The 14,789-nt window shown below is 56.1% G+C and carries 10 protein-coding genes; 4 read left to right on the plus strand and 6 right to left on the minus strand.

From position 1 onward, the window contains the following. Positions 1-161: 161 nt before the first annotated feature. From infB to rimP, 3 genes are read right to left on the minus strand one after another with little or no spacing between them, the layout of a single operon-like run. Positions 162-2,936, minus strand: coding sequence for a translation initiation factor IF-2 (gene infB, locus EV680_RS03680; protein ID WP_132953340.1), 2,775 nt, complete (start codon positions 2,934-2,936; stop codon positions 162-164). Positions 2,937-2,949: 13 nt separating this feature from the next. Then, entirely contained in the window at positions 2,950-4,446 is a 1,497-nt protein-coding gene (gene nusA / locus EV680_RS03685) for a transcription termination factor NusA (protein WP_132953342.1), read from the minus strand. A gap of 23 nt (positions 4,447-4,469) precedes the next feature. Next, positions 4,470-4,910: a ribosome maturation factor RimP gene (rimP, locus tag EV680_RS03690; RefSeq protein ID WP_132953344.1), complete on the minus strand. Its 441-nt coding sequence runs from the start codon at positions 4,908-4,910 to the stop codon at positions 4,470-4,472. Positions 4,911-4,932: 22 nt separating this feature from the next. Between rimP and EV680_RS03695 the strand changes: the two genes are divergently transcribed. After that, positions 4,933-5,169 carry a hypothetical protein gene (locus EV680_RS03695; RefSeq protein WP_132953346.1) on the plus strand — a complete coding sequence of 79 codons (237 nt, stop codon included), beginning with the start codon at positions 4,933-4,935 and terminating at the stop codon, positions 5,167-5,169. Between the two features lie 245 nt (positions 5,170-5,414). Next, positions 5,415-6,521: a phosphoserine transaminase gene (gene serC, locus EV680_RS03700; RefSeq protein WP_132953348.1), complete on the plus strand. Its 1,107-nt coding sequence runs from the start codon at positions 5,415-5,417 to the stop codon at positions 6,519-6,521. Positions 6,522-6,887: 366 nt separating this feature from the next. Here the strand turns inward: serC and rpoH are convergent, their stop codons facing one another. The 3 genes from rpoH to EV680_RS03715 form a co-directional block, all read right to left on the minus strand. Then, positions 6,888-7,748, minus strand: a complete 861-nt coding sequence (gene rpoH / locus EV680_RS03705) for an RNA polymerase sigma factor RpoH (protein ID WP_165870900.1) — start codon at positions 7,746-7,748, stop codon at positions 6,888-6,890. A gap of 416 nt (positions 7,749-8,164) precedes the next feature. Beyond that, on the minus strand, positions 8,165-9,712 hold the full coding sequence (gene lnt / locus EV680_RS03710; RefSeq protein WP_132953350.1) for an apolipoprotein N-acyltransferase: 1,548 nt from the start codon (positions 9,710-9,712) through the stop codon (positions 8,165-8,167). 104 nt (positions 9,713-9,816) lie between these two features. Beyond that, positions 9,817-10,695, minus strand: a complete 879-nt coding sequence (locus EV680_RS03715; protein WP_132953352.1) for a DUF808 domain-containing protein — start codon at positions 10,693-10,695, stop codon at positions 9,817-9,819. A 188-nt stretch (positions 10,696-10,883) separates the two neighbouring features. Between EV680_RS03715 and EV680_RS03720 the strand changes: the two genes are divergently transcribed. Both EV680_RS03720 and EV680_RS03725 read left to right on the plus strand, forming a co-directional pair. Next, positions 10,884-12,629 (plus strand): potassium/proton antiporter, encoded by a 1,746-nt coding sequence (locus EV680_RS03720; protein ID WP_132953354.1) that lies wholly within the window; start codon positions 10,884-10,886, stop codon positions 12,627-12,629. Between the two features lie 257 nt (positions 12,630-12,886). Beyond that, positions 12,887-14,161: an O-acetylhomoserine aminocarboxypropyltransferase/cysteine synthase family protein gene (locus EV680_RS03725; RefSeq protein ID WP_132953356.1), complete on the plus strand. Its 1,275-nt coding sequence runs from the start codon at positions 12,887-12,889 to the stop codon at positions 14,159-14,161. Positions 14,162-14,789 lie beyond the last annotated feature (628 nt).

Here is a 14,789-nt window from a genome sequence, read left to right on the forward strand (position 1 = left end):
ACAGCAAGGTTGAACACCTTGCGAGCATTTTCAACGCAGCAGGCGCGTTTTTGAGCCAAAATATTGCCGCGTGATGAAATGTGAACAGACCCTAAGCATTTGGATTTAAAAAGGCCGTCTGAAAACTTTTTCAGACGGCCTTTGATGCATAACAAGCAGATTTACAGCGAACGCGCCACTTCTACAATTTCAAACACTTCCAGTTGGTCGCCTTCCACGATTTCGTTGTAGTTTTTCAACATCAGGCCGCATTCGAAGCCCATTTTCACTTCTTTCACATCGTCTTTATAACGCTTGAGCGAAGCGAGCTCGCCGGTGTGAATCACCACGTTGTTGCGGATCAGGCGGATGTGCGAATCGCGTTTCACCATGCCGTCGGTGACCATACAGCCGGCGATGTTGCCCACTTTCGATACGCTGATCACCTGGCGGATTTCCACCGTGCCGATGATGTTTTCTTTCTCTTCCGGCGCCAGCATGCCGCTCATGGCCGCTTTCACATCATCGATGGCATCGTAGATGATGTTGTAGTAGCGGATTTCCACATCTTCGGCTTCGGCCAGCTTGCGGGCGGAGCCGTCGGCGCGCACGTTAAAGCCGATGATAAATGCGCCCGAGGCGATAGCCAGGTTCACATCAGATTCGGTGATGCCGCCCACGCCGCTGTGCAGCACGTTGACTTTCACTTCGTCGGTGGAGAGTTTTTTCAGGCTGCCGGCCAATGCTTCATAAGAGCCTTGTACGTCGGCCTTGATGATAACGGAAAGCGATTGTGCTTGGTTTTCGCCCATGTTGTTGAACATGTTTTCCAGCTTGGCCGCCTGCTGCTTGGCCAGGCGCACATCACGGTATTTGCCTTGGCGGAAGAGAGCGATTTCGCGCGCTTTCTTCTCGTCGGCCATCACCATGGCATCTTCGCCGGCATTGGGCACATCGGAGAGGCCGAGGATTTCTACCGGAATAGAGGGGCCGGCTTCATCAATCGGTTTGCCGTTTTCATCCATCATGGCGCGGATTTTGCCGAATGCGGTGCCGGCAAGCAGCATGTCGCCCTTGCGCAGCGTGCCGTTTTGCACCAGCAAAGTGGCCACGGCGCCGCGGCCTTTGTCGAGGCGGGCTTCTACGATAATGCCTTTGGCGGGCGTGTCGACCGGCGATTGCAGCTCCAGCACTTCGGCTTCGAGCAGCACGGCTTCGAGCAGCGCGTCGATATTGAGGCCTTTTTTGGCCGACACATCGACAAACTGCACATCGCCGCCCCATTCATCGGGCACCACTTCGTGCGCGGTCAGCTCTTGGCGGATGCGCTCGGGGTTGGCCGAATCTTTATCAATTTTGTTCACAGCCACCACAATCGGCACGCCGGCCGCTTTGGAGTGAGCAATCGCTTCGATGGTTTGCGGCATCACGCCGTCGTCGGCGGCCACAACCAAAATCACAATATCGGTGGCTTTGGCACCGCGTGCACGCATGGCGGTAAACGCTTCGTGGCCCGGGGTGTCGAGGAAGGTAATCACGCCGCGCGGGGTTTCTACGTGGTAGGCACCGATGTGCTGGGTGATGCCGCCGGCTTCGCCTTGCACCACTTTGGCGCGGCGGATGTAGTCGAGCAGCGAGGTTTTACCGTGATCGACGTGACCCATCACCGTAACCACGGGCGGGCGCGGCAGCAAAGCATATTCGCCGGCTGCTTCGCCGTCGGACAAGAAAGCTTCGGGATCGTCGGCTTGCGCCGCTTTGCCGATATGGCCCATTTCTTCCACCACAATCAAGGCGGTGTCTTGGTCGAGCGCTTGGTTGATGGTAACCATCATGCCCATTTTCATCAGCACTTTGATGACTTCAACTGCTTTCACCGCCATTTTGTGTGCCAATTCGGCCACGGTAATGGTTTCGGGCACCAAAACTTCGTGCACCACAGGCTCGGTGGGCGCTTGGAAAGCGTGTTGGTTCGGCTCGAGCTTGAGCTGTTTTTTGCCTTTTTTGCCGCCGCGTGAGCGGTCGTCATCGCGGCCGCCCGTGCGCTCGCGCCCTTTGCCTTTGCCGCCGCGCGGCTGTTTGTTGCCTGCGGCATCATCGCGGCTGCTGCGCTCGGGTTTTTTGGCGCGAGCCGGAGCGGGTGCGGCATTATTGCCGGCATTGGCCGCAGCGGCTGAGCCGGTGCCGGTGGCGGCCAGCGGTTTTTTCTCGCTGGGCTTGGCCGAGCGCGGTGCTTCGCTGTTTTTGGCTTCTTTGGCGGCTTGGGCTTCTTGCTGCGCTTGCAGCTTCACAGCTTCGCGGCGCGCCTGACGGTCTTGCTTCTCTTTGAGCAAAGCTTCCTGATGGGCGCGCAGCGCAGCGGCGCGGCGGGCTTCTTCATCGCGCAGCGCTTGCTCGGCAGCGTTCACCACCGGCGTGGGTGCGGCGGCTTGCGGTGCCGGTTTTTTCGGAGCGGCTTCCGCTTTCGGAGCGGCCTTGGGCGCTTCAGACGGCTTTTCGGCTGCGGCTTCGGGCTGCGCGGCGCTTTGCGATGCGGCGGCTTCAGCTTCGGCTTTGACGGCCTCAGCGGCTGCTTTGGCGGCGGCTTCCTGCTCGGCGCGTGCGCGCTCGGCGGCTTCGGCTGCGGCTTTTTCGGCGGCTTCCTGCTCGGCTTTGGCCTTAGCTTCTGCGGCCAGCGCATCGGTGCTGGGCACCACCACGGTGCGGGCGCGGCGGCGGGTTTCCACCTGCACGCCGGCCACGGTGCTTACTTCGGCTTTTTTGCGGCCGATGCTGATGGTGCCGCTCTCGCTGCCGTGTGATTTTTTCAAATAAGCCAGCAACAGTTTTTTGTCGTCAGACGTGATGCTGTCGCTGCCGGATGTTTTCGATACGCCGGCTTCCTGCAATTGTTTGAGCAGGTCGGCAACGGGTCGTCTCAGTTCGGCGGCAAATTGTTCTACGGTGTTGTTACTCATGCTTTACCCCCAATTAGTTTTCTTCTGTGAACCAGTGTGCGCGTGCGGCCAAAATCACTTTTTTGGCCTCTTCGTCGCTAACGCCGGTGATTTCAATCAATTCGTCCACTGATAATTCGGCCAAGTCATCACGGGTGGTGATGCCGGCCTGCGCCAAATCGCGCAGCATTTCCTGATCGATGCCGTCGAGGTTTTTCATGTCTTCGGCAACATCTTCCAGTTTTTCTTCGGATGCGATGGCCAAGGTGAGAATGGCATCGCGGGCGCGGTTGCGCAAAGCTTCAACGCTGGCTTCGTCAAAGCCCTCGATTTCGAGCAATTCGCTGGCCGGCACATAAGCCACTTCTTCCAAGGTGGCAAAGCCTTCCTGCAACAGCACATCGGCGGTTTCTTCATCCACATTCAAGTGCTCGATGAAAAGGTTGCGGATGGCGGCATCTTCGGCGGCGTGGCGCTCTTCGGCCTCTTCAACCGTCATGATGTTGAGCTGCCAGCCGGTCAGGTCGGCGGCTAGGCGCACGTTTTGGCCGCCGCGGCCGATAGCCAGCGCCAATTGGTCTTCCGCCACAATTACATCAACGGCGTGTTTGTCTTCGTCAATCAGAATGCGGCTCACCGCAGCGGGTGAGAGCGCGTTGATGACGAATTGGGCGGTTTCGGGAGACCACAGCACCACATCGATGCGCTCGCCGGATAATTCGTTGGTTACCGCATTCACGCGTGAGCCGCGCACGCCGATGCAGGTGCCTTGCGGGTCGATGCGGGTGTCGTTGGATTTCACGGCGATTTTGGCACGCTGGCCCGGATCGCGGGCGGCTTCGCGGATTTCGAGCAGGCCGTCTTCGATTTCGGGCACTTCCATTTCAAACAGCTTCACCAGAAAATCGTGCGAGGTGCGGCTGAGCACCACTTGTTTGCGGCCGGTGTTGCCGATTTCATCCACACGCAAAAAGAGCGCGCGCACGCGGTCGCCGTTACGGAAGTTTTCGCGCGGAATCATTTGATCGCGCGGCAGCAAGGCATCGAGCTTGCCGATTTCGATAATGGTGCCGTGGCGTTCCACGCGCTTGACGGTGCCCATCACGATGTCTTCTTTGCGTTGCAGGAAATCATCCAGAATCTGCTCGCGCTCGGCATCGCGGATGCGCTGCAAAATCAGCTGCTTGGCGGTTTGTGCGGCTTGGCGGCCGAAGCCTTCGTTTTCGAGCTGCTCTTCGTAATATTCGCCGACTTGGATAGTGGTGCCGGGAATTTCTTCTTGAATTTCTTCGATGGTTTTTTCTACATCGGGGTAGGTGTAGTCTTCATCAACCACAATCAGCCAGCGGCGGAAGGTGCGGTATTCGCCGCTGTCGCGATCGATTTCCACGCGCACATCCATATGCTCGCGGCCGGTTTTTTTCTTCGCAGCGGTGCTCAGCGCAAATTCGAGCGCGCTGAATACCACTTCGGCATCCACATTTTTTTCGCTGGCCAGGGCTTCGGCCAGTTGCAGCAGTTCACGACTCATGGTCAGGATTCTCCGTTAACTTATTAATCTTTATTGAATTTGAATTCGGGCTTCAGGCGCGCTTTATCGATATTGCTCAATTCGATGTCGGCGCTTTTGCCGTCGAAGCTGATGCGCACGATATCGTTGCTGCAACCTTCAATGCGGCCGATGAAGTTTTTCTGGCCTTCAATCGGCAGGCGGGTTTTGATTTTGGCCTGCTCGCCGGCAAAGCGGGCGAAATCGGCGGCTTTTTTCAGCGGCCGATCCAGGCCGGGGCTGGAGATTTCCAGGCGCTTGTAATCTACATCTTCCACCATAAAGAGGCGGCTCAAGTGGTTGCTCACGGTGGCGCAGTCTTCCACGGTGATGCCGTCGGGCTTGTCGATAAACACGCGCAAATCGCCTTGGGCGGTGAGCTCGAAATCCACGAGCTCGTAGCCCAGGCCCGGCAGGGTTTTGTCCAGTATGGTTTGAATATCCATTTTACTCCACGGAAACAAAAAAATGGCCCTGTGGCCATTTTTCTTGGAAATTGAAAAATTTCTTAATTATAACTGGTTTATCCGTAAAAGAAAAGTTTTTGCATGCAGGCGTTTATGCGGCTTAATCGGCGCTGTGGGCGGCATTCGGGCCTATGGTTGCGGGCTTGGCCGCCTGTGGTTTTGTTTTTCAGACGGCCTCTTCGGTAGGGTATGGCGTTGGCGGCAGTATGCCGCATTCTGGTTTTCAATTGAAAAATAGTGATTTTATCTTTTTTGAATTTTCAATTTGGTGAATTGTTATTTTTATCAGCGGTGTTTCTGTATTTTTTTTGGGTTTTCACTAGATTGCGCTTATGCAGGCCGTCTGAAATATTTTGCCTGATGGCTTGCGGAAAGGCTTGGCGCGGTCTAGAATCAGCCGCTAATTCAGTATGTTTGTTGAGCCGGTGCGGCCTGTGTAGCCAGGCTGATCCGGTTTTATTATTTTTGAAAGCGCTTTTGATTATGACCCAAACCCCGATTTACAATTTTTCCGCAGGCCCCGCTATTTTGCCCGATTCGGTGTTGCGCACGGCGCAAAGCGAGATGTTTGATTACAACGGCACCGGCTTTTCGGTGATGACCATGAGCCATCGCTCTGATGTGTTTATGAGCATTCTCTATCATGCCGAGCAGGATTTGCGCCAGCTGATGGATATTCCCGATAACTATAAAGTGCTGTTTCTGCAAGGCGGCGCGAGTGCGCAATTCAATATGGCGGTGATGAATCTGGCTAATGGCTTCAAGCGCGTGGATTCGGTGGTAACCGGCAACTGGAGCCGCATCGCCCACAGCCAGATGGGCAAATTGTCGGATGTGGAAATTCATTTGGCGGCGCACGGCGGCGAGCAATTCAACTACACTAACCTGCCGCCGGTGAGCTCGTGGGATATCGATAAAGATTCGGCTTTTGTGCATTTTGTGATCAACGAAACCGTGCATGGTCTGCAATATCGCGAAGTGCCCCGCTTGGGCGACGATATGCCGCCGCTGGTGTGCGATATGTCGAGCGAGATTTTGTCGCGCAAAATCAATGTGAGCGATTTCGGCATGATTTATGCCGGCGCGCAGAAAAATATCGGCCCCTCGGGCGCCACCATTGTGATTATCCGCGAAGATTTGCTTGAGCGCTGCTCGGATCATGTGCCCGATGTGTGGAATTATAAATCGCACATCAACAAACAAGGCATGTATAACACGCCGGCCACTTATCCGATTTACATTTCGGGGCTGGTGTTCCGCTGGCTGCAATCGCAAGGCGGCGTGGCGCAAATGGAAACCATCAATACCTTGAAAGCCAAAACCTTATATGAAGCGATTGACAACAGCGGCGGCTTTTATATTAATCGTGTTCACCCGGGCGCGCGTTCGAAAATGAATGTGATTTTCCACACCGGCAGCAAAGAGCTGGACGAATTATTTGCCCAAGAATCCACCACGCGCGGCTTGCAGCTTTTGCGCGGCTATCAGTCGATGGGCGGCATGCGCGCCAGCATCTACAATGCCATGACCTTGCAAGGCGTGGAAGCGCTGATTGACTTTATGCAGGAATTCCAGCGCCGCTACGGTTGAGCTGTTGCAATGAGGCCGTCTGAAAGCTGATCCGGCTTTTCAGACGGCCTAAGCCTTTGTAACACCAATTCGAAAAAATAAGATAACAAGGCGGCGAGCCGAAGACAGAACAAGTGTCGGATTCGAGAATCCGACCTACAGGCTGCCTGCTTGTATATTATTTTTTTAGATTTGGTATGAGATAAGCGAAGCGCTGCTTTGCACCGGGCGCCCGCCTGCGCGGGTGCGACAGATATCTGTTTCGCGAAGGTCTCGGCCTTTGTTTAACTGTCAATGTTGTGTCATTTTGTTTTTTAATCGTAAACGTAAAATGAGAGGCCGTCTGAATCGTTCAGACGGCCTGCTTGTTTATTTTAAACCGTAAACTCAAATGGCTTCGGCTTCTTCTGCCAGAAAACCGCGCAGCTTTTGCATGGCTTTGACTTCGATCTGGCGGATGCGCTCGGCCGATACGCCGTATTCTGCGGCCAATTCGTGCAGGGTGAGGCCGCCATCGTCTTGCAGCCAGCGGGTTTCCACGATGCGGCGGCTGCGCTCATCAAGCTTGGCCAAGGCGTTTTGCAGGCCTTCGGTTTGCAGGGCGTAATGCGCTTTTTGGGCGATTTGCTGGGTGGGCTCGGTGTGGTTGTCGGCCAGCCAGTCGATGGGGGCGAAGCTGTCTTCGTCATCATTGTTGTCGGCCATGATGCCGATGTCGCGGCCGGTCATGCGCTGCTCCATTTCCAGCACTTCGGAAAGTTTCACGCCCAAATCGTCGGCAATCGCCTGCGCTTCTTTCGGCGACAAGGCGGAAAGGCTTTTGCGCATGCTGCGCAGGTTGAAAAAGAGCTTGCGCTGCGGCTTAGTGGTGGCCACGCGCACCAAACGCCAGTTGCGCAGGATGAATTCGTGGATTTCGGCTTTGATCCAATGCACGGCAAATGAAAACAGGCGCGCGCCGCGGGTGGGCTCGAAGCGCTTCACGGCTTTCATCAGGCCGATGTTGCCTTCTTGGATCAGGTCGGCTTGGTTGAGGCCGTAGCCGTCATAACCGCGGGCAATCGACACCACCACGCGCAAGTGGGAAAGAATCAGCCTTTTGGCGGCTTCGAGATCGCCGTTTTGTTGGCGCTCGGCCAGCGAAGTTTCTTCTTCCGGCGTGAGCATGGGAATGCTGTTTACGGTATGAATGTATTGTTCCAAGCTGCCGTGGCCGCTGGGAACGGGTAATGCTAATGCGTTATTCATAGACATTATTCGGCTTTCCTTCGTGTAGATGGCGGATATTGTGTATCCGACTTGGTATTCTAGCACCGTCGGCATCGGAGAACCAGTATGAGACAGACGGCAGTATAGGTTTGATTAGACAGGAATGCAGTGTAGGGATTCAAGAGGTGATAGGTTAAATTGTGTATATTTTTTAAATTGATTTATTTTTAATATTTGAGTATTTTACTCGGGTATTGTGATTTTGGCAAGATTGAGTATAAAGAATTTGTGTGGCGCTTTTATTTCAGACGGCCTGTTGTCTGCTTGGGCAATAGGCCGTCTGATACCAATCCAAAAAAGTAAGCTTACAAGGCGACGAGCCGAAGACAGTACAGATAGTACGGCAAGGCGAGACAACGCAGTAAGGTTATTTTTTTGGATTGGTATGAATGGGTTTATCGAGGCGGGCGGCGTTTGCCGACGAAGTAAAGCGCGGCGGCGGCCAAGGCCATAATGAGCACCAGGGGCCATGAGCTGCCGAGCTTCATATAAGGGGTTTCGCCGGCATAGCCTTGGATGCGGCCTTCGAGCACCATGGTGGTGTCGGGCGTGGCTTCGGCCACGATGCGGCCTTGCGGGTTGATGATGGCGGTGGCGCCGGTGTTGGTGGCGCGCACCATATAGCGGCCGAGCTCCAGCGCGCGTGCCTGCGATTGCTGCAAATGCTGGAACATGGCGTTGGAGCGGCCATACCAAGCCATATTGCTGGCGTTGGCCAAGAGGCTGGCTTGGCGGGCGGAGGCGATTAATTCGTCGCCGAAGCCGTCTTCATAGCAGATATTGAAGGCTACTTTTTGATTGGCCATCTGAAAAGGCGTTTGCGCTGCGCCACCGCGTTTGAAATCGGCCAGCGGCATATTCATGAGGCTGTAGAGCGGCTCGGTGAGCATGGGCAGGGGCTTGTATTCGCCAAAAGGCACTAAGTGGTTTTTGGCGTAATAAGGGGCGGCGGCTTGGTCGGGATTGTAGCCGGCCAGGTTGATCACGGCGTTTTCATAGCCGGCGCCATCGGCGGTGTATTGGGCGATGCCCAGCGCCAAGGCGCTGCCGTTGCGCGCGGCTTGGTCGGCAAATTGGTTGATCACGCCTTCGGGCAGGCTTTGCCGCATCACCGGAATGGCGGTTTCGGGCAGAATCACAATGTCGGCATGGGTGTGTGCCACTTGATCGTAATAGCGCTGAATGGTAGGCGCCACTTGCGCTTCGGTCCATTTCAGCGTTTGCGCAATATTGCCTTGCGCCAGCGCCACGGTGGCGCTGCTGCCGTCGGGATGGGTGAATTCGGTTTGGCGGGCGAAGTGGCCGCCCAGCAACAGCGCGGCAATGGCGGCGGCGGCACCGAGGCGGATTTTGGTGTGGCCGGGGCTGTTTACCAGTAAAACCAGCCAAGCGCCGAGGCAGGCGGCAGCGAGCGTAACCAAATGAATGCCGCCGATGGGGGCGAAGCCGGCCAGCGGGCTGCCATCGGCGATTTGCGAATAGCCGAGTGCGCCCCAGCCGAAGCCGGTGAGCAGGCGCTCGCGGGCGAATTCGGTTAATGTCCACAAAAGCGGTAGCGCCACGCCGATATGCAGCCAGCGCGGCAGGGTGAATTTTTCCCACAGCCAAATGCAGGCGGCGGGGTAAAGGGCGAGAAAGGCCGGCAGCAAAAAGGTGAGCGGCACGGCATAAAGATTGGGCAGGCCGGACACATCATGCAGAGCGGTGTGTATCCAGTAAAATTGGGCGGTGTAGGCCGTCAGCCCGAATAAATAGGCCGCCGCCACGGCACGGCGCGGGCGCAATTCCCAAAGCCTGATCAGCGCGGCAAACAAGAGCGGCATCAGCCAGAAATGGTAATAAGGGGCGAAGGTGAGCGGCGTGGCGGCGGCGAGAAGCAGCAGCAGCGGCCAGTAGAGAAGCGGCTTTTGCCAATAGGTGTCGAGTTTGTGCAAGAGGCTCATAGGGGATTCAATAGGCTCGTGGCGGTTTACGGTGGCAGAAAAAGGCCGTCTGAAAGCTTGGCTGCATGGCGGCGAAGCTTTCAGACGGCCTTGATTATACCTGATTAGTGTGCGGCTTTTTTGCGCAAAAGCTTCATCAGCGGCAGCACCACGGCACACACCAAAGCGCCGGTAATCACGCCGATAATCAGATTGGCCACTTGGCCGGCTAAGCCGCTGTCCCAATGGTGGGCGTGCAGAAATTCGTGTATCCAGCCGGCATTGTGGGCGATGATGCCGCCGCCGACGAGAAACATGGCCAAGGTGCCGATCACACTCAGGCCGCGCATAAACCACGGCATAAAGGCGATGATGCCGCGGCCGAGCGTGCGGGCGGCGGCATTGGGCTTGCTCATCAGCCAAAAGCCGATGTCGTCCATTTTCACAATGCCGGCCACCAAGCCGTAAACCAACACCGTCATGCCCAAGCCGATGGCGCTCATCACCAGCGATTTGGTGAGGATGCTGTAGGCGCTGACCACGCCCAGCGCGATGATGATGATTTCGGCCGACAAGATAAAATCGGTGCGGATGGCGCCTTTGATTTTGGTTTTTTCGTCCACAATTTCATCGGTGGCGGCGTGCGGCTCGTGGGCGGCTACTTGGCGGTTGAGAAATTTGTGCAACAGCTTTTCCACGCCCTCGAAGCAGAGAAAAGCGCCGCCTATCATCAAAAGCGGCACAATCAGCGAGGGCATAAACACCGAGAGCAACAGCGCCAGCGGCACTAAAATCAGCTTGTTGACCAAAGAGCCTTTGGCCACCGCCCACACAATCGGCAGCTCGCGGTCGGCGCGCACACCGGTGACTTGATTGGCGTTGAGCGCCAAATCGTCGCCCACCACGCCGGCGGTTTTCTTGGCGGCCATTTTAGTCATCACGGCCACATCGTCGAGCACGGCGGTGATGTCGTCCAGCAGGGTAAATAAAGAGGCGAAAGCCATAATCAAGCCGATCTTGAAGCAAAAATAACGGCGTATTATAGCTCGAACGCAGGGGCAAGGCGCGGTGCATACGCAAAGGCCGTCTGAAGCGGCGGCAAAAAACGGCAATAAACTGTTGTATTGTTGCAACATTTGTGGTATTTTTGCCCGACTCGCACCAACCACGCATTCGCAGAAAACACACACATATGGATGGCATTAACAGTTTATTTTTATTAACCGGCTTGCTGCTGTTTCTCAGCGTGATTTCCACCACCTTATCGGCGCGGCTGGGGCTGCCGCTGTTGCTGATGTTTTTGGGCGTGGGTATGCTGGCGGGCGAAGAGGGCATAGGCGGCATTCAGTTTGACAGCTTTGTCACCGCCACTTTAATCGGCCAGCTCGCTTTGGCGGTCATTCTGCTCGACGGCGGTTTGCGCACCAGCATGGAGAGCTTCCGCATCGCGCTCAAGCCGGCGGCGGTGCTGGCCAGTTGGGGCGTGATTGCCACTGTGGCGCTTTTGGGCGCATTTGCCACTTTTTATATGGGGCTGGATTGGCGCTTCGGTATTTTGATGGCGGCCATTGTCGGCTCCACCGATGCGGGTGCGGTGTTCAGCCTGTTACGCAACAGCGGCGTGCGCCTGAATCAGCGGGTGCAGGCCACGCTTGAGATTGAGTCGGGCGCGAATGACCCGATGGCGATTTTCTTGGTCACGGCGCTGATTGCGCTCACCATGCAGCCGGAAAAAGCCGGCGTGGGCGCATTTTTGCTGATGCTGGTGCAGCAAATGGGCTTCGGCATGGCGATGGGCTATGTCGGCGGGCGCGTGTTGGCGCGCATGGTGCGCCGGCTGCATTTGGCCGAGGGTTTGTATGCGCTTTTGATTGTGTCGGGCGGCTTGCTGGTGTTTGCCTTTACTAATTTAATCGGCGGCAGCGGCTTTTTGGCGGTTTATCTGGCCGGCATCTTGGTGGGCAACCGCCGCAGCCACGCCACCGAGCATGTGTTGCGGGTGATGGACGGGCTGGCCTGGTTGGCGCAAGCGAGCATGTTTGTGGTGCTGGGCTTGCTGGTAACGCCCACGCGCCTGCTCGAGCACGGCCTGGATGCGCTGTTGATTGCGGCTTTTCTGATGCTGGTGGCCCGGCCGCTGGCAGTGTGGAGCAGCATTTGGAAATTCGGCTACAGCCGCCGCGAGCTGGCCTATATCAGCTGGGTGGGTTTGCGCGGCGCGGTGCCGATCACGCTGGCCATGATGCCTTTAATGATGGGTGTGCCCAATGCGCGCTTATTGTTTGATGTGGCTTTTGCGGTGGTGATTTTGTCGCTGCTGATTCAAGGTGCAACCATTCCGGTGGTGGCGCGCTGGCTCAGGGTGACTGTGCCGCCCAAGCCCGAGCCGGCCGACAGCCGCGAAATCTGGCTTTCTGAGAGCACATCGGTGCCGCTTTTGGCTTATGAAGTGGTGGCCGATTCCGATGTGGAGGGTATGCACCCCGATGAAGTGGCGCAAGATTTGGATTTGCTCGCCACCCGCTGCTTTGCGCTGATACGCAATCATGAGCGCCAGCTGCTTTCGCTCGACACGCGTTTGCAGGCGGGCGATATTGCTTGGTATATCGTGCCGGAAGAGCAGGTGGACACCTTGGCCAAGCGTTTTGCCGAAACCGGCCATTCGCTGAGCCTGAACCAAAGCTTCTTCGGCGAATTTGTGGTGAATCCGGCGAGCCTGGCCGGCGATTTGGCCGATGCCTACGGGCTGGTGTTGAGCGAAGAAGAGCGCCGGCTCACGTTGCGCAGCCTGTTTAAAAAGCGCTTTGAAGGCGTGCCGGTGGAGGGCGACCGCGTGGCCATCGGCGATTTTGTGCTGACCTTGAAAGAAACCGACGGCGAGGGCGGCATGAAATGGCTGGGTTTGAAGTGCCCGGCAGGCAAGGGCTTGGCTTTTTGAATATTGGGGTGAAATTTGGCAACAGGCCGTCTGAAAGGTTTTCAGACGGCCTTTTATGTTTGATGTTTTTCAGATAAAGTGGTTTGGATTTGATGCAAGGGGCTGCCCGCCTTTCATCACGCGGCAATGTTGGTTCAAAAGCGCGCCTGCTGCGTTTTGCACCTTGCAAACATAAAATCTTACGCACGGATGAATGGTGAACCAAACCCTGAGGCCGTCTGAAAAATAAGCTATCCCATTCAAACAAAGGAGAAACCATGAAGCCCGAAACCCTCGCCCTGCACGCAGGCTACACATCCGACCCCACCACCAAAGCGGCGGCGGTGCCGATTTACCAAACCACCTCTTACACCTTCGACGACACCCGCCACGGCGCCGATTTGTTCAATCTCGATGTGGCCGGCAACATCTACACCCGCATCATGAACCCCACCACAGCCGTGCTCGAAGCGCGTGTGGCCGCGCTCGAAGGTGGCATTGCCGCTTTGTGCACCGCCAGCGGCATGGCGGCGATTACCTATGCCGTACAAACCTTGGTGGAAGCGGGCGACAACATCATCGCCACCAAAACGCTCTATGGCGGCACCTATAATTTCTTCGCCCACAACCTGCCGCGCCAAGGCATAGAAGTGCGCTTTATCGACCCCGAGCGCCCCGAACAAATCGCCGAAGTGGCCGACGAACGCACGCGGCTGGTGTATTGCGAATCCATCGGCAATCCGGCGATTAATGTGGTGGACATGCGCGCCTTTGCCCAAACCGCCCACGCACAAGGCCTGCCGCTGATGGTGGACAACACCGTGCCCTCGCCGGCTTTGTTCCGCCCGATTGAGCATGGCGCCGACATTGTGGTGCAATCGCTCACCAAATACATCGGCGGCCACGGCACCAGCATCGGCGGCGCGATTATCGACGCCGGCCGGTTTGAATGGGCGCTCAGTGCGCGTTTCGATAAAATTTTCAACCAGCCCGACCCTTCCTATCACGGCGTGAACTATTGCGCCCATTTCGGCCCCGCCGCCTACATCGCCCGCGCCCGCGTGGTGCCGCTGCGCAACACCGGCGCCGCGCTCTCGCCGATGAATGCGTTTTTAATATTGCAGGGCTTGGAAACCTTGTCGTTGAGGATGCAGCGCCATTGCGAAAACGCGCTCAAAGTGGCCGAATTTCTGCAAAACCACCCGCAAGTGGCGTGGGTAAACTATCCCGCCTTGCCCGACAGCCCTTATCGGGCGCTGATTGAGCGCGATTACGGCGGCCAAGCTTCCGGCTTGCTCAGCTTCGGCATCAAAGGTGGGCGCGAAGCCGGTGCCAAATTTATCGACGCGCTGCAATTATTCTTGCGGCTGGTGAATATCGGCGACGCCAAATCACTGGCCTGCCACCCGGCCACCACCACCCACCGCCAGCTCAATGAAGCCGAGCTGGCCGCCGCGGGCGTGCGCACCGACATGGTGCGCCTGAGCGTGGGCATCGAACACATCGACGATTTGCTCGCCGACTTAACCCAAGCCTTGGCCGCCGCTGCCTAAACCAGCTGTGTGCAGGCCGTCTGAAGTTTTGATGTTCAGACGGCCTGTTTAATTTTGTGATGTGTGTTCAAGCTGAATGCAAAACGCCGTCTGAAAGCAGTAGGAGACTTTTGCAAAACCAAATATAGTGGAATGCAAGAAAAAGTGATACAAAACTATGCGCTATAACGAGGTAGGTTGGGTTGATAAACCCAACGTTTCAGACGGCCTGTGGGCTTGTTGGGTTTTCAACCCAACCTACCCGTTGTGTCACTTTTGCTTGCATTCAACTATATCTGTCGCACCCGCGCAGGCGGGTGCCCAGTGCAAAGCAGCGCTTTGCTTGTCTCGCCTATTTCTGAAAATAATAAATTTTCTATAAAATCAAATATTTGATTATTCTCATTTTGATGGCGACTACCTATCCGGCCACTAAAGCTGCGCTTCAGGCCGGGCGCTTGCCTGCGCAGGCGCGGCCAATTGAATCTTATACCAATCCAAAAAAATGACCTAACTTCGTTGTCTCGCCTTGCCGTACGTGTGTACTGTCTGCGGCTCGCCGCCTTGTTAGCTTACTTTTTTGAATTGGTATTACAAAGATTTTCAGGCCGTCTGAAAGCATTCAGACGGCATTTAGAATATCTGCTCT

This window comes from Uruburuella suis (assembly GCF_004341385.1).
In the GTDB taxonomy this organism is placed as follows: domain Bacteria; phylum Pseudomonadota; class Gammaproteobacteria; order Burkholderiales; family Neisseriaceae; genus Neisseria; species Neisseria suis.

Bases quoted from the DNA above. Each gene is read 5' to 3' on its own strand.
- EV680_RS03725 (WP_132953356.1), top strand. From the start codon at position 12,887: ATGAAGCCCGAAACCCTCGCCCTGCACGCAGGCTACACATCCGACCCC.
- rimP (WP_132953344.1), bottom strand. From the start codon at position 4,910: ATGGATATTCAAACCATACTGGACAAAACCCTGCCGGGCCTGGGCTAC.
- EV680_RS03695 (WP_132953346.1), top strand. From the start codon at position 4,933: ATGGCCCTGTGGCCATTTTTCTTGGAAATTGAAAAATTTCTTAATTAT.
- infB (WP_132953340.1), bottom strand. From the start codon at position 2,936: ATGAGTAACAACACCGTAGAACAATTTGCCGCCGAACTGAGACGACCC.
- EV680_RS03720 (WP_132953354.1), top strand. From the start codon at position 10,884: ATGGATGGCATTAACAGTTTATTTTTATTAACCGGCTTGCTGCTGTTT.
- lnt (WP_132953350.1), bottom strand. From the start codon at position 9,712: ATGAGCCTCTTGCACAAACTCGACACCTATTGGCAAAAGCCGCTTCTC.
- nusA (WP_132953342.1), bottom strand. From the start codon at position 4,446: ATGAGTCGTGAACTGCTGCAACTGGCCGAAGCCCTGGCCAGCGAAAAA.
- EV680_RS03715 (WP_132953352.1), bottom strand. From the start codon at position 10,695: ATGGCTTTCGCCTCTTTATTTACCCTGCTGGACGACATCACCGCCGTG.
- serC (WP_132953348.1), top strand. From the start codon at position 5,415: ATGACCCAAACCCCGATTTACAATTTTTCCGCAGGCCCCGCTATTTTG.
- rpoH (WP_165870900.1), bottom strand. From the start codon at position 7,748: ATGAATAACGCATTAGCATTACCCGTTCCCAGCGGCCACGGCAGCTTG.